At 40.0% G+C, this 24,154-nt stretch carries 20 protein-coding genes and 5 tRNA genes; 6 read left to right on the forward strand and 19 right to left on the reverse strand.

The window, feature by feature from the left end:
- Nucleotides 1-60: 60 nt before the first annotated feature.
- The 11 genes from ppiD to B5G52_RS00790 form a co-directional block, all read right to left on the reverse strand.
- Entirely contained in the window at nt 61-1,965 is a 1,905-nt protein-coding gene (ppiD, locus tag B5G52_RS00740) for a peptidylprolyl isomerase (RefSeq protein ID WP_087530790.1), read from the reverse strand.
- 170 nt (nt 1,966-2,135) lie between these two features.
- Nucleotides 2,136-2,438, reverse strand: coding sequence for an HU family DNA-binding protein (locus B5G52_RS00745; protein WP_290209683.1), 303 nt, complete (start codon nt 2,436-2,438; stop codon nt 2,136-2,138).
- A gap of 185 nt (nt 2,439-2,623) precedes the next feature.
- A complete protein-coding gene (lon, locus tag B5G52_RS00750) occupies nt 2,624-4,984 on the reverse strand; it encodes an endopeptidase La (RefSeq protein ID WP_087530791.1) in 2,361 nt (786 codons plus the stop codon).
- Nucleotides 4,985-5,134: 150 nt separating this feature from the next.
- Complete coding sequence (clpX, locus tag B5G52_RS00755; RefSeq protein WP_087530792.1) at nt 5,135-6,418, reverse strand: ATP-dependent protease ATP-binding subunit ClpX; 1,284 nt, start codon at nt 6,416-6,418, stop codon at nt 5,135-5,137.
- Nucleotides 6,419-6,552: 134 nt separating this feature from the next.
- The gene (gene clpP / locus B5G52_RS00760; RefSeq protein WP_087530793.1) at nt 6,553-7,173 is read right to left on the reverse strand and encodes an ATP-dependent Clp endopeptidase proteolytic subunit ClpP; all 621 of its coding nucleotides are present in this window, start codon (nt 7,171-7,173) and stop codon (nt 6,553-6,555) included.
- Nucleotides 7,174-7,339: 166 nt separating this feature from the next.
- Entirely contained in the window at nt 7,340-8,644 is a 1,305-nt protein-coding gene (tig, locus tag B5G52_RS00765) for a trigger factor (protein WP_087530794.1), read from the reverse strand.
- 416 nt (nt 8,645-9,060) lie between these two features.
- Nucleotides 9,061-9,137: transfer RNA gene (locus B5G52_RS00770), tRNA-Pro, on the reverse strand.
- Between the two features lie 72 nt (nt 9,138-9,209).
- Nucleotides 9,210-9,286, reverse strand: a tRNA-Pro gene (locus tag B5G52_RS00775).
- A 17-nt stretch (nt 9,287-9,303) separates the two neighbouring features.
- Nucleotides 9,304-9,379 (reverse strand) — tRNA-His (locus B5G52_RS00780).
- A 24-nt stretch (nt 9,380-9,403) separates the two neighbouring features.
- Nucleotides 9,404-9,480: transfer RNA gene (locus tag B5G52_RS00785), tRNA-Arg, on the reverse strand.
- 59 nt (nt 9,481-9,539) lie between these two features.
- Nucleotides 9,540-9,616 (reverse strand) — tRNA-Pro (locus B5G52_RS00790).
- 345 nt (nt 9,617-9,961) lie between these two features.
- Here B5G52_RS00790 and folD point away from each other — a divergent pair.
- The gene (gene folD / locus B5G52_RS00795) at nt 9,962-10,816 is read left to right on the forward strand and encodes a bifunctional methylenetetrahydrofolate dehydrogenase/methenyltetrahydrofolate cyclohydrolase FolD (protein ID WP_087530795.1); all 855 of its coding nucleotides are present in this window, start codon (nt 9,962-9,964) and stop codon (nt 10,814-10,816) included.
- A gap of 90 nt (nt 10,817-10,906) precedes the next feature.
- Here folD and B5G52_RS00800 read toward each other — a convergent pair whose 3' ends face one another.
- The 4 genes from B5G52_RS00800 to B5G52_RS00815 form a co-directional block, all read right to left on the reverse strand.
- Entirely contained in the window at nt 10,907-12,097 is a 1,191-nt protein-coding gene (locus B5G52_RS00800; RefSeq protein WP_087530796.1) for an amino acid aminotransferase, read from the reverse strand.
- A gap of 80 nt (nt 12,098-12,177) precedes the next feature.
- A complete protein-coding gene (locus B5G52_RS00805; RefSeq protein WP_087530797.1) occupies nt 12,178-12,837 on the reverse strand; it encodes a GAF domain-containing protein in 660 nt (219 codons plus the stop codon).
- Nucleotides 12,838-12,905: 68 nt separating this feature from the next.
- Complete coding sequence (locus B5G52_RS00810; protein WP_087530798.1) at nt 12,906-14,549, reverse strand: fused response regulator/phosphatase; 1,644 nt, start codon at nt 14,547-14,549, stop codon at nt 12,906-12,908.
- Nucleotides 14,549-14,854: an STAS domain-containing protein gene (locus B5G52_RS00815; RefSeq protein WP_087530799.1), complete on the reverse strand. Its 306-nt coding sequence runs from the start codon at nt 14,852-14,854 to the stop codon at nt 14,549-14,551. Before B5G52_RS00815 ends, B5G52_RS00810 begins: the two co-directional genes overlap by 1 nt.
- A gap of 142 nt (nt 14,855-14,996) precedes the next feature.
- Between B5G52_RS00815 and B5G52_RS00820 the strand changes: the two genes are divergently transcribed.
- Nucleotides 14,997-15,326, forward strand: a complete 330-nt coding sequence (locus B5G52_RS00820) for a stress response translation initiation inhibitor YciH (protein ID WP_087530800.1) — start codon at nt 14,997-14,999, stop codon at nt 15,324-15,326.
- Nucleotides 15,327-15,661: 335 nt separating this feature from the next.
- Entirely contained in the window at nt 15,662-16,711 is a 1,050-nt protein-coding gene (locus tag B5G52_RS00825; RefSeq protein WP_087530801.1) for an alpha/beta hydrolase, read from the forward strand.
- Between the two features lie 219 nt (nt 16,712-16,930).
- Here the strand turns inward: B5G52_RS00825 and ggt are convergent, their stop codons facing one another.
- Together ggt and B5G52_RS00835 are read right to left on the reverse strand one after the other, a co-directional pair.
- A complete protein-coding gene (gene ggt / locus B5G52_RS00830; protein ID WP_254911129.1) occupies nt 16,931-18,559 on the reverse strand; it encodes a gamma-glutamyltransferase in 1,629 nt (542 codons plus the stop codon).
- Between the two features lie 121 nt (nt 18,560-18,680).
- Nucleotides 18,681-19,217, reverse strand: coding sequence for a GNAT family N-acetyltransferase (locus B5G52_RS00835; RefSeq protein WP_087530803.1), 537 nt, complete (start codon nt 19,215-19,217; stop codon nt 18,681-18,683).
- A gap of 100 nt (nt 19,218-19,317) precedes the next feature.
- Between B5G52_RS00835 and B5G52_RS00840 the strand changes: the two genes are divergently transcribed.
- Nucleotides 19,318-19,686, forward strand: coding sequence for a hypothetical protein (locus B5G52_RS00840; protein WP_087530804.1), 369 nt, complete (start codon nt 19,318-19,320; stop codon nt 19,684-19,686).
- Nucleotides 19,687-19,712: 26 nt separating this feature from the next.
- On the opposite strand, the gene B5G52_RS00845 is transcribed toward B5G52_RS00840, so the two are convergent.
- Entirely contained in the window at nt 19,713-20,372 is a 660-nt protein-coding gene (locus B5G52_RS00845; RefSeq protein ID WP_087530805.1) for a hypothetical protein, read from the reverse strand.
- A 420-nt stretch (nt 20,373-20,792) separates the two neighbouring features.
- On the opposite strand from B5G52_RS00845, the gene B5G52_RS00850 reads away from it, so the two are divergent.
- Both B5G52_RS00850 and B5G52_RS00855 read left to right on the forward strand, forming a co-directional pair.
- Nucleotides 20,793-21,938 carry a porin gene (locus B5G52_RS00850; RefSeq protein WP_087530806.1) on the forward strand — a complete coding sequence of 382 codons (1,146 nt, stop codon included), beginning with the start codon at nt 20,793-20,795 and terminating at the stop codon, nt 21,936-21,938.
- 12 nt (nt 21,939-21,950) lie between these two features.
- Complete coding sequence (locus tag B5G52_RS00855) at nt 21,951-22,358, forward strand: phosphate ABC transporter substrate-binding protein (protein WP_087530807.1); 408 nt, start codon at nt 21,951-21,953, stop codon at nt 22,356-22,358.
- Between the two features lie 87 nt (nt 22,359-22,445).
- Here the strand turns inward: B5G52_RS00855 and B5G52_RS00860 are convergent, their stop codons facing one another.
- The gene (locus tag B5G52_RS00860; protein ID WP_087530808.1) at nt 22,446-24,071 is read right to left on the reverse strand and encodes a methyl-accepting chemotaxis protein; all 1,626 of its coding nucleotides are present in this window, start codon (nt 24,069-24,071) and stop codon (nt 22,446-22,448) included.
- Nucleotides 24,072-24,154 lie beyond the last annotated feature (83 nt).

Consider the following 24,154-nt stretch of genomic DNA (forward strand, 5'->3'; position numbering starts at 1 on the left):
CTTTATCTCCCGCTCACAAAAAAAGCGCCATTAGGCGCTTTTTAGTTTGCTTAATTAAGCTTACTCAGCAGGTGTTGCTTGTGCTGGTAAGTTTAACTCTGCTTTGGCTTTTAATGCATCGATGAACACCATGTAGTTTTTATTTACTTGGGCCATTGTGATGTTTTGCTTTTGCTGTGCTTCAAGCTCGCCTTCAACTGATGCGTTAGTAACAGACTTAAGTGCGACGATTGCTGCGTCACCATTGCTCAGCTCTACTTTATCAACCACTGGCGTGTCAGTAGGGTGAGCCATTTTAAACACTTGCTGTACGATTGCAGGAGACACCGCATACGCTTGGCGCGTTAATGATGCTTCTTGACGTAGCTCTAAGCCTTGCTCAGTTGCAAGTTCAGTTAAGCTTTTACCTGCTGAGATTTCAGCAAATAATGTTGTTGCTTTTTCTTTTGCCAGCTCAGAAGCTTTTTGACTTACTAGGCGTGTTTTAATTTGCTCAGATACGTCCGCAAGTGGTTTCGTGCTCGCAGGCTTATGCTCGCTTACACGTACAATTACAACGTGCTCGTCACCTACTTCAACAACTTCTGAGTTCATGCCATCTTCAAGTACATCTGGTGAGAAGATTGCGCTGACAACAGCTGGCGTATTAAGCGGTGCTGGTAATTCATTGCGAGCAACAAGTGGCGTGGTCGTTACTTCAACGCCTACAGTCTCTGCTGCATCAACTAAGTTGTCAGACATTTCAAATGCAACTTCGCTCATTTGTGTTTGCTTTTCATAAAAAGCATTCACTTTTTCAGTACGTTCTAGTTCAGCACGTAAGTCAGCTTTAACATCATCGTATGGTTTTGTTTGCTGGCTTTGAACATCAGTTAGTTGAATGATGTGATAACCAAACTCAGATTCAACAACGTCAGAAAAGTCACCTTTTTCATTAAGTGCAAATGCAGCTTCTTCAAAAGCTGGATCCATCATGTCGCGTTCAATCCAATCTAGATCACCGCCCATTTCAGCACTGACGATATCATCTGATGATGATTCAGCTAATGCTGCAAAGTCACTACCTTGTTGCAATTGCGCTAACAAGTCTTCAGCTTTGCTTTTCGCAGCATCGTCGTCTTCGCTATTATCTATTAAGATATGTGATACACGGCGTTTCTCAGGCTCTACGTATTGTGCACTGTTTTGCTCGTAGTAAGCTTTTACTTCTTCTTCGCTTACATTGCTCTGTAAGTCTAGGTCAACTGCATTTAAATCAATGTAGCTTACCGATACTTGTTCAGGCGCTAAAAACTGTGACGTGTTTAGGTCGTAATAATCAGCAATTTCTTGCTCAGTTACTTCAACCCCTTCTTGTAACGACTCTTTATTTACTACCACGTAATCAATGCTACGCGTTTGTTGCTGTAAAGCCACTGCGCTTGTTAATTCGTTATCAAGGGCAAAGTCAGTGCCTGCAACTGCTGAAATTAGCTGGCTACGAGTCATTTCTTCACGTAAGTATTCACGAAATGCATCCGGTTGGAAGTTCATTTGACGAATAACTTGTAAGTAGCGGTCGTTATTAAATTGCCCACCGATTTGGAAGTATGGCAATTCTAAAATTGCTTTTTTAACACTTTCATCGCTTACGCGTAAACCAAGTTCGTGTGCTAGTTGAGTTTGCAGTTCTTGTTGTACTAGACGGTCAACGACACCTTGGCGAATTTGTGCCATGTAATTTGGATCTGCAGTAATTTGTGCAAAGTATTCACCAAATTGTTGTTCTAAGCGGTTACGCTCATTTTGGTATGCGCGGTTAAATTCGGTTTGGCTAATTTTAACTCCATTTACTTCAGCAACAGGCTGCTCTGTGGTTTGACCTAAGTAACCACCGATCCCTGCTAAAGCAAAAGATAAAATCACCGCGCCTAAAATAACTTTGGCTACCGGCCCTTGCGAACCTTCTCTGATTTTCTCAAGCATTTATTTATCTCTATTCTATTCGGAGGCAGAAATCGCCTTGCTAATGTAAAAAAAGCGTATCTTACCAGATACGCTTTTTTTGTTGAAGCAATTGGCGATAAAGATAGCTATTTGTGCTAAAAAGCAACGAGCTTCTTACACTGCCAAAACTAATTCACATAAAACAGTGATTAGCTATTACATGCATCTTTAAGCGCTTTACCAGCTTTGAAAGCAGGGATGGTCGCAGCAGCGATTTGAATTGTTTCGCCAGTTTGTGGGTTACGGCCTGAACGTGCTGCACGCTCGCGTACTGAGAAAGTACCGAAACCTACTAGTGCAACTGAATCGCCGTCTTTAAGAGCGCCCGATACAGACTCGATGAATGAATCTAGTGCACGACCTGCAGCCGCTTTAGAAATGTCAGCGTCAGCTGCGATTTGATCGATTAATTGAGATTTATTCACAATATCATCCTCTTTCATTGTTATTATCAAGAGCGATTGTTTTTTAAACTAACATCACTATTTTGAAAATTTTAGAGCAAACTATTTCATGCTCGTACGATTGTAATTTTTCTTCAGCCTAGGCCACATAAGGCCTAGGCTTGAAAACCAGTGCTTAACTTATCATACCATCTAGATTTGAAAAGCCCTTTAAAGCACTTTTTTTCGGTTTTTTAGTGCTTTTTCGCCGTTTCGACTGAAAAACTCTCAACTGGGTGTACTAACGCCAGTTCTAAAACCTCATCAATCCAAGTAACTGGGTGAATATCAAGGCCTGCTAATACATTGTCAGGGATCTCTTTTAAGTCACGCTCGTTAATTTTTGGAATAATAACGGTTTTAATGCCACCACGATGCGCAGCTAATAGCTTTTCTTTTAAACCACCAATTGGCAGTACTTCTCCACGTAGCGTAATTTCACCTGTCATGGCAACATCTGCGCGTACAGGATTACCTGTTAAACTAGACACTAAGCCCGTTACCATCGCCGCACCTGCACTTGGGCCATCTTTTGGCGTAGCACCTTCTGGCACGTGCACGTGAATATCACGTTTTTCGTAAAAATCGTTATTAATACGGAACGTGTCCGCACGGTTACGTACTACCGTCATCGCTGCTTGAATCGACTCTTGCATTACATCGCCCAATGAGCCGGTGTAGCTTAACTTGCCTTTACCTGGTACAGCTGCGCACTCGATTGTTAATAAATCGCCGCCCACCTCTGTCCATGCTAGACCGGTCACTTGACCAATGCGATCACCATCCTCAGCTTTGCCGTAATCAAAACGCTGCACACCTAAGAACTCTTCTAGGTTTTGCTCATTAATAGTGACTACTTTTGTTTCTTTCTCAAGCAAGATGTTTTTCACCGCTTTACGGCATAACTTAGACACTTCACGCTCTAAGTTACGTACTCCGGCTTCGCGGGTGTAATAACGAATAATACCGACAATTGCGCTGTCTTCGATAACCACTTCGCCATCTTTTAAGCCATTACGCTTAACTTGCTTAGGAATTAAATGCTGTTTAGCAATATTGAGTTTTTCATCTTCGGTGTAACCCGATAAACGAATCACTTCCATCCGGTCTAATAACGGACCTGGAATATTAAAGCTGTTCGATGTTGCAACAAACATAACATCAGATAAGTCATAATCAACTTCTAAGTAATGATCCGCAAAGTGACTGTTTTGCTCAGGATCAAGTACTTCAAGTAATGCTGATGCAGGATCGCCACGCATATCTGATGACATTTTATCGATTTCATCTAATAAGAATAATGGGTTTTTAACGCCCACTTTACTCATGTTTTGAATCAGTTTACCTGGCATAGAGCCAATGTAAGTACGACGATGACCACGGATTTCAGCTTCATCACGTACGCCACCTAGTGCCATACGAATATACTTACGACCCGTTGAGCGAGCAATCGATTGCCCTAGTGAGGTTTTACCAACACCAGGAGGACCGACTAAACATAAGATTGGGCCTTTAAGCTTATTAGTACGTTGTTGAACCGCGAGATATTCAATAATGCGCTCTTTCACTTTATCTAAGCCGTGGTGATCGCTATCTAAAATCTTTTGCGCACCGGCTAAGTCTTTCTTCACTTTTGAGCGCTTTTTCCACGGTACATTGATCAGCGTATCTATGTATGAGCGTACAACGGTGGCTTCAGCCGACATGGGCGACATCATTTTTAATTTAGCTAATTCTGAATTGGCTTTTTCTTGTGCATCGTTGCTCATGCCTGATTCTTCAATACGCTTTTTCAGCGCTTCGAATTCGTCAGGTACGTCGTCAAGCTCGCCTAATTCTTTTTGAATGGCTTTCATTTGCTCGTTGAGGTAATACTCACGCTGCGATTTTTCCATCTGCTTTTTAACGCGGGTACGAATCTTTTTCTCAACTTGCAGTAAATCGATTTCGCCTTCCATTAACGCCATTAAGTATTCAAGACGTTCGGTTACGTTTGCGATCTCAAGTACTTTTTGTTTCTCAGGTACTTTTAATGGCATGTGAGCTGCCATTGTATCTGCTAAACGCGGTGCTTCATCAATACCACTGACCGAGGTGAGTACCTCAGGTGGAATTTTTTTATTAAGCTTTACATATCCTTCAAACTGGCTAACTGCGCTACGGATAAAGATATCTTGCTCTTGCTCATCAATTTCTTCAGAACTAATAAACTCGGCATTTGCGACAAAAAAATCATCGTTATCAACAAAGCTTTCAAGTTTTGCGCGTTGAATACCTTCGACTAACACTTTTACAGTGCCATCAGGAAGTTTTAATAGTTGCAGCACAGTTGCAATAGTACCTACGCGGTAAATATCGTCTTGCTCTGGCTCATCGACTGTCGCGTCTTTTTGCGCAACAAGAAAAATTTGTTTGTCTTTATCCATTGCCGCTTCGAGGCATTTAATAGATTTTTCGCGGCCTACAAAAAGCGGGATCACCATGTGCGGGTACACCACCACATCGCGCAATGCCAGCACGGGGATTTCGACTCGATCTGTTCTCTCAAGCGTCATTATATTTCTCTTCGCTCTTCATTTATTTTAAAGATTACTCAAGTATATGGGGATAACCTGAGTAAAGTTCAACAATTTATGTCATTTGTAAGAAATAAATTATAAAAAAAGGAGCCATTGGCTCCTCTTTGTAATATCAGTGATTAAAATTTATTCTGATGCCGCTTTATCTTGGCTGGCACTTTGATAAATCAAAATTGGGTCTGATTCACCTTTGATCACTGTTTCATCGATAACCACTTTGCTGACTTCTTCCATCGATGGAAGTTCATACATGGTATCAAGTAATACAGCTTCAACAATTGAACGTAAGCCACGTGCACCTGTTTTACGCTCCATTGCTTTGTGGGCAATTGCACGTAATGCATCTTCACGGAACTCAAGCTCAACGTCTTCCATACCAAATAGTGCGCTGTACTGCTTAGTCAGTGCGTTTTTAGGCTCATCTAAGATTTGCACTAACGCAGCTTCGTCTAGCTCAGTTAACGTAGCAACAACAGGTAAACGACCAATAAACTCAGGGATGAGGCCGTATTTTACTAAATCTTCTGGCTCTACATCTTTAAATGTTTCACTTAAAGAGCGACTTGATGCAGATTCTTTAACGCTAACACCAAAACCAATACCGGTGTTTTTATGGCTGCGTTGCTCAATCACTTTATCAAGCCCTGCGAATGCACCACCACAGATAAATAAGATTTTAGAGGTATCAACCTGCAAAAACTCTTGTTGTGGGTGTTTACGACCACCTTGTGGTGGTACTGATGCAACGGTGCCTTCGATCAGTTTTAATAAGGCTTGCTGTACGCCTTCGCCTGATACGTCTCGGGTGATTGATGGATTGTCTGATTTACGTGAAATTTTGTCAATTTCATCAATATAAACAATACCACGTTGTGCTTTTTCTACGTCGTAGTCACACTTTTGCAGCAGCTTTTGAATGATGTTTTCAACATCTTCACCTACATAACCGGCTTCGGTCAGTGTGGTTGCATCAGCCATTGTAAATGGTACATCAAGTAAACGTGCAAGCGTCTCTGCAAGTAATGTTTTACCACTACCCGTTGGACCAATTAACAAGATATTACTTTTACCAAGTTCAATATCAACTTTAGTGCTTTGATTACGTAGGCGCTTATAGTGGTTATAAACCGCTACCGACAATACTTTTTTGGCGTGATCTTGGCCAATTACATAATCATCTAAATGGTTACGAATTTCTTTAGGTGCAGGCAGTTTATCAGACGTATTGTGCTTTGGCGCAATGTCTTTGATCTCTTCCCTGATAATGTCGTTACACAGCTCAACACATTCATCACAAATGTATACTGAAGGCCCTGCAATGAGTTTACGAACTTCATGCTGGCTTTTGCCACAAAAAGAGCAGTATAACAATTTATTACTTTTGTCGCCGTCTGTAGGAGTGTCAGACATTCAGCTACCTCATCTTATACGTTGGCTGCTAAACTTCTTAGCAGCTATTTCAATACGCTTAACTATACCAAAAATTATTGGCTTTCACAGTGTAAACAATTCAAGTGAGTACCGTTAGCACTCACTTAGTCTTTTTACTTACTGTCGCGATTAGTAAATACCGAGTCAACTAGGCCGTAGTCAACGGCTTGGCTTGCGCTCATAAAGTTGTCGCGGTCTGTATCGCGTGAAATCACATCTAATGGTTGGCCAGTATGCTCTGCCATTAAACGATTAAGCTTGTCTTTAATAGACAGGATTTCTTTAGCATGAATTTCAAAATCAGATGCTTGACCTTGGAAACCACCTAAAGGTTGGTGAATCATCACGCGTGAATTAGGCAAACAGTAACGCTTGCCTTTTGCACCAGCTGTTAGTAAGAATGCACCCATGCTCGCCGCTTGGCCAACACAAATAGTACTTACATCTGGTTTAATAAAGTTCATGGTATCGTAAATTGCCATACCCGCTGTTACAGAACCACCTGGTGAATTGATATATAAAAAGATATCTTTTTCTGGGTTTTCTGATTCTAAAAATAGCATTTGCGCTAAAATTAAGTTCGCCATGTTGTCTTCAACTTGACCAGTTAAAAAAATGATTCTCTCTTTTAATAGTCTCGAATATATATCATACGAGCGCTCGCCTTTCGCTGTTTGTTCAACAACCATTGGGACTAATGCATTTAGAGGATCTGTCATACCAGTGTTGTTCATACTTATTTTATTCCTTATGCGCTTATACTTATCCTGAATATAAGAAAAGCATAGTTATCTTTTTGGCAAAATTGAAGGCCACAAACTAAAATGGCTCGGGCACACTGCAAAATACAGAGTAACACGAGCCATTTAATCGTTAGCGAGGGCTTAAGTCAATGACTTATTAAGCACCTTGCTGTGGATTCATGATGTCATCAAATGCTTTTTCAACATCAGAAACGTCTGCTTTAGCTAAAATAGCTTCTACAGCTTGCTCTTCCATTGCAACATTACGCATTTGCTGCATAAGTTGATCATTTGCTTTGTAGTATTCTACTACTTCAGTTGGATCTTCGTATGCAGAAGCAACTGTAGCAATTAATGCTTCAACTTTAGCGTCATCAACTTTGATCTCGTTCGCTTTAATTACTTCACCTAGTAATAGGCCAGTTTTAACGCGAGTTACTGCTTGCTCGTGGAACAACTCAGCTGGAAGCTCAGGCATGTTTTTAGCGTCACCACCAAAACGTTGTGCAGCTTGCTGACGTAGTGCATCAATTTCTTGATCTACTAGCGCTTTAGGCACCTCGATTTCGTTGTTAGCTAAAAGACCTTTGATTGCTTGGTCTTTCACGTTAGCTTTAACCGCTTGGTCAAGCTCACGTGTCATGTTCTTTTTCACTTCTTCTTTAAGTGCGTCAACGCCACCTTCAGTTACACCGAACTTAGTTGCGAATTCTTCGCTTAGTTCAGGTAGCTCTTGTGCTTCAACTTTCTTCACAGAGATAGTGAATTGAGCAGCTTTACCTTTAAGGTTTTCAGCGTGGTAATCGTCAGGGAACGTTACATCAGCAACTACTTCTTCGCCTGCTTTTTTACCTACGATGTTATCTTCAAAACCTGGGATCATACGACCTTGGCCAAGTTCTAATGGGAAGTCTTCAGCTTTACCGCCTTCAAATACTTCACCGTCGATAGTGCCTTCGAAGTCAACTGTTACGCGATCGTTCTCGCCAGCAGCAGTGTCTACTTCAGCCCATGATGCATGTTGCTTGCGTAGCGTTTCTAGCATGTTAGCTAAATCTTCGTCAGTAACTGTTACAGCAGGCTTTTCTACAGTGATTTTGTCTAAACCTTGAACTTCAACTTCAGGGTAAACTTCAAACGTTGCAGAGAATTCTAAATCTTTACCAGCTTCAAGCGCTTTAGGAGCGAAAGTAGGTGTACCCGCTGGGTTGATTTTTTCAGCTACGATTGCTTCGTAGAAGTTACGTTGCATTAATTCGCCAGCAACTTCTTGACGAACTGCGCCACCGTAACGTTTGTTGATTACAGACGTTGGTACTTTACCAGGACGGAAACCATCAATACGCTGGGTTTTAGACAGTTGTTGTAAGCGTTTTTTTACTTCGGTCTCAACGTTCTCTGCAGGAACGGTGATAGTCAGACGGCGCTCAAGGCCTTGAGTCGTCTCAACAGAAACTTGCATGATATACCTCAATCTTCAATTTTGGCGACTGTTCGCCTTCCTTACAAACACGGTGATCACTATACGCTTGATACGTTAAAAGCCACTTAGGGGCGTTTAAACTCCATCTTCACTATACGATACCAATGCTGCTCTGCCCTTCGGGCACTATGTTAAACAATAGACGCGGCATTATAACCTAATATTTATGATAGTCGAGTCTAGGGGGAAATTATTTGGTTAGATCACGGATTATAGCGGGTAAATGAGTGAAAAGTAGGCGGTTCAACTGCAAGTTAGCAAGTTAGCAAGTTAGCAAGTTAGCAAGTTAGCAAGTTAGCAAGTTAGCAAGTTAGCAAGTTAGCAAGTTAGCAAGTTAGCAAAATTTTAGCTTTAGAATTAAGTTTTGCAATATTAGTTTTGAATTTTTTTAGAAGTGGTCGGCGATGCAGGATTTGAACCTGCGACCCCTTGGACCCAAACCAAGTGCGCTACCAAACTGCGCTAATCGCCGATATTGAAGTATGAAACTTCGTTTTCTATTTTGAACACTTAAACGGTGAGTTTAAGACCACTTTAAAGAAAGTGGTCGGCGATGCAGGATTTGAACCTGCGACCCCTTGGACCCAAACCAAGTGCGCTACCAAACTGCGCTAATCGCCGATATTCTTTTTGTAAATTGGGGTGACTGATGGGGCTCGAACCCACGACAACCGGAATCACAATCCGGGGCTCTACCAACTGAGCTACAATCACCACGGCATTTACATGTTTTCGAAATGGCGCACCCAGAAGGATTCGAACCTTCGACCGACGCCTTAGAAGGGCGTTGCTCTATCCAGCTGAGCTATGGGCGCATCGAAAACTTCATAGTTTACCAATAAGCCACTCTATTATAAAAAATTATAAAAGAAAGTGGTCGGCGATGCAGGATTTGAACCTGCGACCCCTTGGACCCAAACCAAGTGCGCTACCAAACTGCGCTAATCGCCGATGCTTACTATTGTCTGCGAGTGACCTCGTTGACAACGGGGTGCATAATAGTGATTTGACTGGGTTAGGTCAAACCTTTTTTTAAGAAAATAAATCAATCGGTCATTTTTAGTTCACAATGTCTAAATATTGTAAATATAAGCTGAAATTCGACCGTTTTTTATAATAGTGTGGTTTATATAAAAAAAGCAACTTGGCGCTTTGGCGCTTTTCTGCGAAAATAGCACAACTATATAGCAAGGCAAAATTAGGCTGAGTAAAATCAGTCACGTTTACCCCTTTTAAAACGATAATCTCTTGCTAAGTATCAGTTTCAAGTTAACTAACCCCAATTAAAGGTCACCCATGACGGCAAACATCATCGATGGTAAGGCAATAGCTAAACAAGTACGAAGTGCTGTAGCAGAAAAAGTAAGTGAACGCGTAGCCAAGGGCTTACGTGCACCAGGACTTGCAGTTGTGCTTGTAGGACAAGACCCTGCAAGCCAAGTTTATGTTGGTTCAAAGCGTAAAGCCTGCGAGGAAGTTGGTTTTGTATCAAAATCATTTGATTTACCTGCAGATACCTCAGAGCAAGCACTACTCGACCTAGTAGATGAACTGAATAACGACCAAACAGTCGATGGTATTTTAGTTCAGTTACCATTACCTGAGGGGCTTGACGCAGAAAAAATTCTTGAGCGTATTACACCATTAAAAGATGTCGATGGTTTCCACCCTTATAATATCGGCCGTTTGGCACAACGCATGCCAGCTCTTCGCCCTTGCACACCAAAAGGTATTATCACACTACTGAACTCAACCGGCGTTAAATATAAAGGCATGCACGCGGTTGTGGTCGGTGCATCTAATATCGTTGGTCGCCCAATGGCACTCGAGTTACTCCTTGCTGGCTGTACAACAACAGTGTGCCACAAGTTTACCCAAGATTTAGAAACTCATGTACGTCGAGCTGACTTACTAGTTGTTGCAGTGGGTAAACCTGAATTTATTCCGGGTGACTGGGTAAAAGAAGGCGCGATGGTTATCGATGTGGGCATTAACCGTTTAGATACGGGTAAATTAGTGGGCGATGTACAGTATGACATTGCTGAGCAAAAAGCACATTTCATTACACCAGTACCGGGCGGTGTTGGCCCAATGACGGTAGCAAGCTTAATTGAAAACACCCTAGAAGCCTGTGAGAAATACCACAGTTAATCACTGTATTCTCAAAAAGTATTTAAGTTACAAAAAAACCGCACAACTGATGTTAGTGCGGTTTTTTATTGTTTGCTTTTAACTGCCTAATTACTTACAAACGTCTGCAACAGCGTTTGAGAAGTATTCGATATTTGCTTGACTAATACCCGCTACGTTCACACGGCTAGAACCAACAATATAAATACCATACTCTTTTTGTAAGCGCGCTATTTGCTCTTTATTAATGCCAAGGAATGAGAACATGCCATTTTGACGGTCAATAAATGAGAAGTCTTGTGCAATGTCTTTCGCTGCTAAGCTGTCTTTGATTAACGTACGAAGACCATTAATACGATTACGCATTTCATCAAGCTCACTGTGCCACTCTTGCGTAAGCTCTGCGCTGCCTAAAATAGTGTTTACAATATCGGCACCATGTGCTGGCGGCATAGAGTAAATACTACGTACTACACTTAACATTACTGAGTTAGAGATATCAGCAGTCGCGCTATCTTTGGCAATAATTGAACATGCACCAATACGCTCACGGTATAAACCAAAGTTTTTAGAACAAGAAGAACAGATGATTAGCTCTTCAACTGCGTTAGCTAAAATACGCAAGCCGTTAGCATCTTGCTCAAGGCTTGAACCAAAACCTTGGTAAGCAATATCAACAAGTGGTGTAAAACCAACTTCTTTTGCAAGCTCTGCTACTGTATTCCACTGTGTTTCGTTTAAGTCCATACCACTTGGGTTATGGCAACACGCATGAACAAGAACAACGTCACCTTTTGGTACTTGCTTAAGTGTATTGATCATGTCATCAAATAGCAGATCTTTGTTTTCATAATCGTAATACGGGTATTCTTTAACGGTAAGGCCTGCCGCCTCAAATAAGCTAATGTGATTTGCCCATGTTGGGTTTGTTACCCAAATAGTGGCGCTTGGGTTACAACGAGCAATAAACTCAGCCGCAACACGAAGTGCGCCTGTACCACCAGGTGCTTGCGCAGTACGAACACGGTTTGCAAGAAGTGCTTGGTGCTCACCTAATAACAGGTTTTCCATTTTTTGACAAAAATCTAAGTTACCTGCCAAACCAATGTATGATTTGCTGGTTTCATTTTCTAGGCGGAATGCTTCTGCCTTTTTAACGGCGCTTAATACCGGTGTATTACCTTGTTCGTCTTTATAAACACCAACCCCTAAGTCAATCTTATTTGGGTTGGTGTCTTGCTTATAGGCCGCCATAAGGCCAAGAATAGGATCTGTTGGTAATGGTTTTAATACTGAGAACATTGACTATCTCTTATCATTATTTAGGGGTTAGCTGTTACACTTAGCTTAACATAAAAGGTGACTAGCATGGCTAGTGTTATTTACACTAAAAAGTGAGGAATTTTAATACAGCATGCAATTAAGAGTGCTAATGTGTGTTGATCAAAAAAGTCGTTGTTAAACGCCTCTCCATCAACAATACCAATGCAATTATTTTGCTGATCGAACAACGGTAAACATGCCTCAGATTTTACTTTTGGATCGCAAGTGTAATATTCTCCACCAGCAGCAAGATACTGCTCAACATTATTAATCACTCGACCTTTAGCACTCAGTGCCACTTGTACATTATTACTGCCTGCGGCAAACTCTTGAGTTAATGGAAATAATGGTCTGCTAGGTGCGCCAAAATAAACCAATTTTAGTAGCTGCTCACCTTCATTGGTTGCCGTATTTTGATAGATGCCGTACCAATCCACTTCCGTCTTCTCAACCACATAGTCAACAATGCGCTGTAACTGTGTCAGTTTTTCAGTGGTATGTGAGTCTTGCTTTAAATAATCAGTTAACTTAAATGGTGTTTCTTGAAGATAACCAAATAAACTGCAGGCGCCGCCTTCACCTAACTCAGGTATTTGATATTCCCAGTTTATTGCTGGGCGATCATTGTTTGATAAATAACTCTCAAGCTTGGTAAGCTCTGAAGACACTAATTGCTGCGGCACATCAAGTTGTGCAAGTAATAAATAAGAAAAAACCATCTAGCCGTCCAAACATCTAAATAAAGCGAAATAATAGCATGTCATTAATCACTCTACTAGTGTTGAATCTAAGTTAGCTTATAACGCATTTCAATTTGGTTACCAGAAGCGTTATAGCTTACATAATCGGCTATTTCCTCCAGTAACGAAAGCCCTCTTCCATGTTCACGCGCTAAACTGTGGCCGCGATTATTTGATGTAAAGCCATTGCCTGAATCGCAAATAGTAAAATATAAGCATAATGTTTCTGGGCAATAGCGAATCTCAATAATGATCATTGCTCCTTGTAAGCTCGCCAGGGCCGCTTCTCTTTGCTGGTAAAACTCAAAAAAGCCATCGTCATGATTTTTTATATCAGAATCAAGCCCAAGTAAGCCATGATCAACAGCATTATTATACGCTTCTGATAAAAGTAAAAAAATATCCGAGCGATGTGCTTTTAAACCACTGACCCGGGTAATAACATCAACAACTTCAAGTACAGGGTCTGTTTGTTTGATTTGCGCAGAGTTTAAGCTCAGTGAGAAATTAAAAGGGAGCGGCGAGTAAGTTTCAGCTTCGGCTTTGCTTGATGGAACGGGTAAACAATTAAAAAGCACCAAACTTAAGTCATCTTGTTGTTTCGAGCCTTTAGCAAACTTAGTAACTTGTTCAATTATATCATGACAGCTTACTTGCGTTTTGCTGCCTAGCACTTGAATAAATCGTTGCTCACCAAAGTATTCATCTTCGTCATTAGCGGTTTCAATTATGCCGTCTGTCGCTAAAACAATTCGCGTTGTATTATCCACTTCAAAATGAATTAACTCTCGCTCGAATTCATCAGCATCCAAAATCCCGAGCGCCATATGCTGTGATTCTAATGTTTTTAGCACCTTACCTTGCTGATCAATCACATACGCATCGGGTAAACCGCCAAGCCAAGCTGAGATGCTTTTTCCTGAGCTACTTAATTCAATGATGGTCGCCGCGCAAAACATATGACCAGGCAGTAACTTGGCTAATACCGTGTTGACTTCATGAGCGATATCGTTAACCGCCATGCCTTTATTGACCATGGTGTAGAACACTTTAGATGCAGGCAGCGCGCCAACAGCAGCAGCAAGCCCATGGCCGGTAAAATCACCAAGCATACAATACAAACTACCAATTGGGCTTTGCGCAACTAATAACATATCACCATTAAACATAGAGGCAGGAGAGAGATGAAAGTCGATGTTGTTACTAAATTCATTTTGGTTTTCTAACGCATTATTAAAAATATGTTCAACAATTTCGTGTTCACGCTCAGTTTGATTGTAATGGTATTCTAGCTGTGCATTTTGTTCGTGAGCTTTTAGACTAAGTTGGCGAGTACGACTGTGGGCTTTTATTTTAGCGGTTAAGATAACTTTATCAAACGGCTTATGAATAAAATCATCGCCCCCAACGGCTAAGCAATGCTCTAAACTATCTTTGTCTTCTAACGAGGTGATAAAAATAATCGGTAAGTAAACATCTTCACTACGCTGTTTTATTTTTGGGGCAGTTTCATAGCCATCCATTTCTGGCATTAATACATCAAGTAGCACGATATCAATCGACTGGCTATCTATTACGGCTAATGCCTCAATACCATTGTTTGCTGTCGTTACTTGATATCCTTGTTGCTTTAGCATTACGCTAAGCAATGAGCGGTTTAGAGCCTGATCATCAACAACGAGTACATGCATCAGTCGATATCAAACTTTTTATCAAACCGTGAGATTTGTAATATCTTTTTTAATTGCGGCTGACAATTACTAATATGAATGGCATCAACGGAAGTACCTAATGTTTTTTTCATATTTAGTAACATGCCCAAAGCAGAGCTATCCATGTAATCTGTTTCGCGAAGGTCGATAACAACTTTTGCAGTTTTATCGCCGATTTCAGCATAAGCTTGTCGAAATGACTGCACCAAATTAAAATCAAACTTACCTTTAATTTGGATAGTTAATGTTGTGCCATCTGCTGAGGCTGTCTTACTTAAACTCATACTTAATTCCTGATTAGATTATCCATTCTATAGAGTTAATATAACCTTTTAAGACTAAATTCGCCAAAAATAAAAGCGTCTTGTTGTAAATTTGTTATTATAGAAGTCATTGTTTATATAACTTTTTCATTGCAGGTTTAGTATGAGTGACAATAATCTCGTTTATTCAACAGAAACTGGTCGTATTAGCCAACCAAAAGCAACAAAGGAAGTTGCTGGCAAAGTATTTAAAGATGGCGCTCTGCGAATTGAACGCCAAACTAAAGGCCGTAAAGGCAAAGGCGTAATGCTAGTAACCGGTATTGATAGCGAACAACATGACCTAAAAAAACTGGCCAAAACAATCAAAAGTAAAATGGGCCAAGGCGGCGCAGTAAAAGACGGTATCATCGAAGTACAAGGCGATGACCGCGATAAACTCAAAGCCATACTTGAAGCACTTAAATTTAAAGTGAAAATTGCCGGGGGCTAAGCCCCTACTTTGATGGCGTTTAGTAGTATTTAATGAGTGATTCATAACAGTCTGAGCGTAGGGTTTGAGCGAGAACCGGTCATTGAGATTGGCTAAATATCGTCGTTAATTGATTCGTTAAACTGCTCTTTGTGCATATATTCATGAAAATGAGCGCTGCGCGCATATTGATTCGCTTAACTTTACCTAAAAAATTTAGAATACTTAGTGATAGTGATACCTTAGGTTATTTGTTAAAAGTAGATAAGTGAGCGTGGCGTCAGCAGAAATATGCGCGATGAGCGCACTATTAAATTATTATATTCCTAGTGTTTCATCAACATGGAGAGTTATAAATGAGAGTATCGTTTTTTAGTTTTGTTTTACTTTGTTCACAGTTTTCATATGCATCAGATTTGATGTTAGCTGAAGAAATTAAGTTGCAGTCCAATTCACTTGGTGAAAAAAGAAACTTATTAATAAAGCTGCCAAAGAAATATCATGATGAAGATAATTCATATCCAGTACTATACGTACTGCACGGTCAATGGGATATGCTTTCAACTTTATCGACTATTGATTTATTAGAAGATCAAATTCCAAACTTTATTGTTGTCGGTATCGAAAGTAGAGGAAAAGAACTTAGCCCTGAAAACGGAAAAACAACGCCCTTTGCTAACTTCCTTGCGAAAGAAGTCGTTTCCTTTGTTAATGATAAATACCGAGTTGCACCTTATACAATTTTATCTGGGCACTCTAATTCAGGCCGTTTCGTCTTAGATTATTGGTTAAGTAATAATCCTGCTTTTTCAAAATACTTCGCTTTCAGTCCTTCTCTTGATGATAATTACATCTTAGATATGGTATCCAAATCAAAAATTAAGGCTTTAAAAAAGAAAGCTCCTCTTACGATCACCATCGCAAATGAAGGTGAACATATGCAAGAGCCTTTTACTAAATTAACTCAGAAGTTAAGTAGCTTATCTAAAGGTTCTTTTGAATTCCAAAAATTCCCAGAGCAATCTCACAGAACCACTAAACACTCTTCTATGCAATATGCTTTACAATCAACATTTACGGGCTGGGAACCAACCTACGAAGTAAAAACTTCAGGATTAGATGGTTTAAAAAAACACTATACAGATTTATCTGAAAAATTTGGGTTTAAGGTTTCTGTTCCTAACGAAACCTTGCAAAGGCTAACAGCTCATTATGCAATTTCTGAAAATGCTACAGAAGAACTTCACAAGCACATAGCTTTCACAATTAATCAATCTTCAGATGGCATAGACTCATTGTTTGAAATATCTGACTATTTGTCTAGCAATGGATATAAAGATGCTGGTGAGAGTATTTTTAGTGAAATATGCAATCAGGTTAAAGGTGACCAAAGGTGTAATGGCTAGAGCGTGTTATAACAAGTGACTAAAGTTATGAGTGTCCGTAAATGGCACAGTGAAGACAATCGATAATTCTAATTCCTAGTTTACGCCAAGCATTGTTATTAGCTGTCAGCAATTAACGTATATTTTTACAAAATGCCCAAAGCGCAAGATAAACTCGCGCTTACAACACACTCCCCTAGCTCCTAGTTACCTAGCCCCTAAAACCTTTTGTAACTGCGCTCAAAACACCATTGCTTTGCCGCGGCCCGACGCTTCTGAGCCTGCATCAAGTTTGCCATCACGCTCAATGATCACATGCATATCACCAAAGCGGCGTTCATCTAATGTGTAACCCATTTTTTCAAGTGCACTGATAACATCAGCATCTAAACCACTGTGATGGCGAATCACATTTTTAGGCCATAGCTGGTGGTGAAAACGTGGGCTATTCACCACTTCTTCTGCGCTCATATTAAATTCAACCGCGTTTAAAATCGATTCATACACTGAGCTGATAATCGTCGTGCCGCCAGGTGAGCCGGTGACCATTTTTACTTTATTGTTTTTAAGTAAGATAGTTGGCGTCATTGAGCTGAGCATACGTTTATGTGGCTGTATTTCGTTGGCCTTGCCACCAAGCGCGCCAAAAACGTTCATCACGCCTGGTTTTGCACTAAAGTCATCCATCTCATCATTAAGTAAAAAGCCAGCACCTGCAACAACGACGCCACTGCCGTACCCTAAGTTAATCGTTGTGGTGTTTGACACTGCATTCCCCCACTTATCTACAATTGAAAAGTGAGTGGTTTGTTCGCTTTCATACAAACCTGGTTTAATGCTTTCGGTGGTTGATATTTTATCAAGGATAATCGTGCTACTGCGCTTTTTAAGGTATTCACTGCCAATCAGCTCTGTTTGTGGTACGTCAAAAAAGTCTGGGTCACCTAAGTACTCTGCCCTATCTGCAAAAACGCGTTTACCTATTTCAGATAGTAAATGGATATAGCCAGTAGAATTATGCTCAAAACCTGCGCTTGGCTTAGTTAACTCATACATTCTTAGCCATTGTAAAATAGCAATGCCGCCTGAGCTTGGTGGAGGTGATGTTAAGATTTCATAACCATTCCAGCTGGCTTTAATAGGAGCGCGAGATTTTGCTTGATAACCTTTTAAATCGGCTTGAGTGATTATGCCACCATGTTGCGCCATAAAATCGGCGATAATTTTAGCTGTTTCGCCTTCATAGAACCCTGCTTTACCATTATCACGAATGCGCTTAAGTGTCGCGGCAAGCTCTGGCTGCTTAAAGTTTTGCTTTGCTTTAGCGCTGGCAAAATAATCAGCAAAATTAATCGAAACGTCTTTTTTAGCCATACGAGCTATATAACGCTCAATGCTGCTGGCAAGCTTTGGGTGTACAATAAAGCCATGTTCAGCTAATTTAACAGCGGGTTCAACTAAGGTTTTCCAAGCAAGAGTCCCGTGTTTTTTATAAGCAAGCCACATACCTGCAACACTTCCAGGCACACCACTGGCATGAATACCATACACAGAGCGATTCTTAATAACATTACCCTGCTTATCTAAATACATATCGCGATGTGCCGCACTCGGTGCTGTTTCACGATAATCAATAAAGTCACTTGCGCCGTCTTTTTGGATCAGCATAAAACCACCGCCACCAATATTCCCAGCCTCAGGTAGGGTTACAGCCAATACAAATTGTGCCGCGATAGCCGCATCAACGGCATTACCGCCTTGCTCTAGAATAGCCCTTGCGGTATCACTACTATAACTGTCAGGCATGGCAACCGCAGCTTGGCTCGTTTTTTCTGCAGCACTCAGCATTAGATTTAGCTGAATTACCATGAAGCACAATAAAAGCAAAATTTTACCACGAGAAAACATAGTTCATTCCTTTTTAATTTTATTTTTTAACTAAATTATTTCACCATTAATGCATACTGTACCGCACTAGGTCAAACGGCAATTAAACTAACTTTCGATATAGCACAGCAGGTAGCTCACCTTCCTCATCTATATGAGTGTAATTTTTAATAAATTTCATGGCTAACTTTTCCATAACTTTAATTGAAGCTAGATTGTCTTGTAATGCTGTCGCACTAATAGCATGCACTTGAGGCTGCTGGGCAATACAATCAGCTATTGCTATAGCCGCTTCACTAGCAAACCCTTTGCCCCAGCTCGAGCGTTTAAAACGCCAACCAATCTCAATGTCATTATAGTTAGGTGATTTAGTAAAAAAATCCATCGGCCTGCTCAGTACCCAGCCTATAAACTCACCTGTTTGCGTAATATTCACCTGCCATAATCCCCAGCCCTTCTCAGCATTGCGATACGCTTGCATACGTGGGACAAATACCTCTTGAATTGTCTGCATGCTACTCACTTTCCCTCGTGTTAGGTACTGCATAACTTGCGGATCATTATCTAATTCATACAATAGCGGTGCATCGTGCTCATCCATTAACCGAAAACTAAGTCGAGCTGTTCTAGGTACGTTCATATTTTTACCTGTATATTGCATGTTTTTAAATTATTACTAAAATTACTTTACCTAAGAATGACGGTCTTAGGAACACTCCCCCTTTTAACAGAGAACAAATATGAAAAAAATCGCGAGTTTAGTTTTGTTAGGTTGCGTTATTCTCAGCGGATGTGAAGACGCTAATGAAGTAAAAGAAGATGCAGCAGAAGCCAAAGCCGAAATGAAAAAAGCATTAGGTGATGCGTGGGATGAGGTAAAAGATACCACTAATGAATTCAAGGATGAATCACTTGACGAGCTATTAGCTGAAAGTAAAAAGCTTGGCTTAGACATGTACGATGATGGTAAAGAAGTTGCCCTTGACGCATGGCTCGAAAGTAAAGAAGCTGCAGGTGAGTTAACTGAAAAAACCAAGCAAAAAGCACAAGAACTCGCCCAAGAATTACGTGAAGCCCGCGAACAGCGCGAGCAAGATAACGATAATTAAAACTCAAGCTTGGTAACCTGCCTGCTTTACAACCGTGCCTGTAAAGCTTTCAAATAAGCTTTGCGGGCGATCAACTCTTCCAATTTACCTTGGTATGAATACACTTTACTAATATCAGCAAATGATAGGCGCCCTTTTATTATAGACATTGAACAGCTTATGTTTACCCAGTTAAAATATAAAAGTAACGTCTGTAAGCCATCGGTTTGTACCTGGTTAAAGCCCACTTTTTGTGCTGTTTTAGGATTAATAATATAACTGGTCGCCTTAATGGTTATATTTTTATGTTGTTGCTGCTCATAATGTTCAATTAGTTTAATTAACCCCGCAACATAGCCGCTTAAGACCTGTTTTTTTCGTTGCTGGGCGGTTTGGCTTGAATCTAGAACAAAGTAGTAATCGAATAAACTCCCACCATGTAAAGCCAAACTGTTATTTTTTACTTTTTCCGCAATGAGTAACGGTGAGTAATAAATTAAGTTCCCTGCTTTTATGCCACTTGGTACATCAATAAAAGGGGCTAATACAGACAAGCTTACTGACAGTACAAATAAAGTAACAAAAGGGACTCCAAGAAAAGTAAACACACTTCCTAGCAGAATATTTAAAAGAACATACAAGCCTATTAGCTTTAGTTGAAAGCGCCGTTGCTGCTTATCACTAAGCACATAAAACCTATGTTCCACTGTGGCTACCCTCAATTGTTATTTTTATACGGTATGGTGCTGTTAAAACACCAATAAATAACAACAATATAACTGGCACTAGAACTGCGCAAGTTCTTATCTTTAAATACCACACCTTTAAAGAGTTTTTTACGATGCCACATAACCTAAAAAGAACGTTAAGTCCGATGAGCAGCCACCTCAGGAAGAAGGTTATAGTTATTTGGTTGAATTAGGTATGATTTAGCTGGATAAAATTAAAAATCTAATAAAATTATTATAAATTAGTCTAACATATGAAATAATCCACCTTATCTATTCTGAATTTTCACTTCTTAAAATTGGCCTTAACTACTTTATTTACCGATAGCGTCGCTAAGTCGCTCTTTTACTACTAGAATATCTTTGAAATCAACATTTCTTTAAATATTAGGATACACAATGAAAAAACTTCCTATCGCAATTGCTCTTTGCGCTGTATGTGCGTCTGCAAGCTCATATGCAGAAGTGCGTATCAATGGTTTTGCCTCTATTGTTGGCGGTAAAACATTAGACGATGATACAACTTTATATGGGTATGATAACGATATATCTTTTAAAAATGAAAGCGTGTTTGCGCTGCAATTATCTGCTGATCTGCAAGATAAATTAAGCGCAACAGCACAAATAGTAGCCCGTGGCGAAAATGACTTTGACGCTGAGTTTGAATGGGCGTACTTAACATACGAGTTTACCGATGAGCTGCAACTCAGTGCAGGTAAAATGCGCGTACCTTTTTATCGTTATTCAGACTTTTTAGATGTTGGCTATGCATACCGCTGGGTAAGGCCACCTCAATCAGTTTATAACCTTCCTTTTTCAACCTATGAAGGTTTAAGTTTATTATATTCATCACAAATTGGTGATTGGGACTCGACACTTCAAGGTATTTATGGAAGCTACGACGGTACAATTGCCGTTGTATCAGTTAATGGTGACACTGAGCTTAATGATATAGCAGGCGTTAACTGGACACTAAGCTACGACTGGTTTAGTGCTCGCGCAGCCTACTTTATAGCTGATACATCTATAGCAATTGAAAATGATAACGCAACAGCTGTCGCACTCAATGAGTTAGAAACAACATTACGAAACGCAGGGTTTGTTGATCAGGCTGATAACATCGCTGTCGATGAAGATGACGGATCATTCTTAGCACTTGGTTTCTCTATTGATTATAACAACGTGTTATTCGATGCTGAATATACGGAGTTTGAAGTAGATAACAGTGCATTAGCTAAGCAAACTCAATACTATACATCTGTAGGCTATCGTATAGATGAGTGGACTGTTCATTTGACTTATGAGAATAACGACGATAAGCATGAAAAAAGCCGTTATAATGCGCTACCAGCCGTTCCTGATTTAAATCAAGGTATCAACTTGGTATTAGAGGGATCAAAAGCGAAAAGTAATGTATACACTATTGGCACTCGTTATGACTTCCACCCTTCTGCAGCTTTAAAGGTAGACTTTAGCCGCTTTAAAAACGATATCACAGATACTGAGACTGATGTTGTTGCTGTCGCTGTAGATTTAGTATTTTAATTGGAGTTTGTGATGAAAAAATTATTTTTAGCCGCTGCACTGACTGTTTGCTCATTGAACACATTTGCAGAAGTTGCTGTAATCGTAAACCCTGCAAATGCGAATCAAATTGACGCTAATACCATTAAAAAAATCTACTTAGGAAAAAGTAAATCTTTTGCTGATGGTATGAAAGTGAACCCAGTTAACCAAGATAGTAATAGTGTAGCAGATGAGTTCAACGACAAAGTGGTTGGTAAGTCTGGCAGTCAACTCAATGCTTATTGGTCAAAATTGATATTTACCGGTAAAGGAACTCCACCTGAAAAACTTAGTAATGATCAAGCTGTGATTGATTTCGTTAGTAACAACAAGGATGGAATTGGCTACATTGATAGCGCAAAGGTGACTGATAGCGTAAAAGTTATTGGCAAATTTTAAAAATTATTTATTTTTCAATTGAATAACCACCTCAAACGAGGTGGTTTTTTATTATCTACTTAAATATTTTAAAGTTTAGATTCGCCTTTATTCAACTTTAAACTTCGCAGTCGCATCTAATAAGTTATCTGATAAATAATGTAGATTTTTAGCAACATCCCTTACAGCGGCAAGTGATTGCATTGTATCTTCGAATGACGTATGCATGTTAGAGACATTCTCGACAACCATCGCAGCAACGGAAGTTTGCTCTTCAGTGGCCGCTGCTATTTGCGAGTTCATTCCATTAATCTCAAGCATTTGTTCGGCAATTTTTTCAATTGAAACACCGGTATTTTCTGCTGCAATGGCATTATTAGTCGCCATATCCCGTGCCGAAGTCATTGCATTTACCGACTCATTTGCAGCTGTTGTCAGTATATTTAATAGTTCTCGGATTTCATTTGTTGATTTAGCTGTACGTGATGCAAGCTCTCTAACTTCATCGGCTACTACCGCAAAGCCTCGGCCCTGCTCACCAGCTCGAGCTGCTTCAATAGCGGCATTGAGTGCTAACAAATTTGTTTGTTCAGCAATCGACGTTATAACATTTAAAATCTGTGTTACATTTTTAGTGTCATCAGCTAACTTATTGATTGTAGTTGCCGCATGATTTATTTCATTGCTCAGCGTTTTAGATTCTGAAACCGATGTTTGAATCTGGCTACGACTTTGTTCTACTTCTTGCTCCGCTGTTTGTGCAGCACGAGATGCGTTAGCAGCCGATTGAGAGATATCACCCACACTCTGCTTCATCTCTTCCATCGACTGTTTAACAATCTCTGCATCTGAAGTTTGTTTACTGGTTGCCCGCTCAGCTTGCTCCATACCTTGAACTAAGCGTGTTGAATTTTCCATTAATGGCTCACATACAGCCATTACATCTAAAACTGAACCTCGTAATAAAGCTATAAACGTATTGAAATTGATTGCTACTTGACCAATTTCATCTTCAGATCGTACTGTTAGCTGCGTACTTAGTGAGCCTTTACCTTCGCCTAGTAAACGTAAATTTCCTGCCGCCTCACTCGCTGCAGACCCAATACCTCTTGCAATCCAGACAGCCATAAATAAAAGTAAAACCAAAGACACTAAAGACACGACGAACATCAAAGTTAAAGCATTATCAGAACGAGACTTAGTATCTTTAACTAATTCAAAAAAACGGTCATCAGCACGTTGCTGCGCATTTTTAAAACTCTCTAAAACAGAGTTATACATCTGTGTTTTAGACTGAGCTTGCTGTTGGATCTTACTAAAATCAGCAGTACCTTTTATCATTCCAACCGCTATTTCAGAAGAAACCTTAGAATAACTATTAAGTTGGATGCGTGTTTGAGAGTCGATGTAACTACTGTTAATAGCTGTGATTTTTTCAAGGTTAACGGTTAATTTTGCATATGTGTCACCGGCTTTGTCTACCAGTTCTTGTTCGCCAAACGTTACAGCTTGCGTATAGAGTTCGTCTAGTTTTTCTAATAGAACAACATTTGAAGATGTTAACTTAACCACCTGGTAAGAGGTTTTCTCTAGCTCATCCAATGAACCTCGGTTGTCATCCATAGCAATATAATTTATCAGCACTATCACTATAAAAGCGACCACTGCAATACTAGTAATGGCATGGATTTTTTTGGTGATACTGATATTTTGAAAAGACATACTTGACGCCATTCGATGTACCTTAATTTTTATAACTATGTGTGTTATCGGCTAGATGGCCTAATATTTAACTATATTTATAATTTATATAGCTT

Origin of the sequence: Pseudoalteromonas sp. A601 (assembly GCF_002165575.1) — a bacterium.
GTDB lineage: Bacteria > Pseudomonadota > Gammaproteobacteria > Enterobacterales > Alteromonadaceae > Pseudoalteromonas.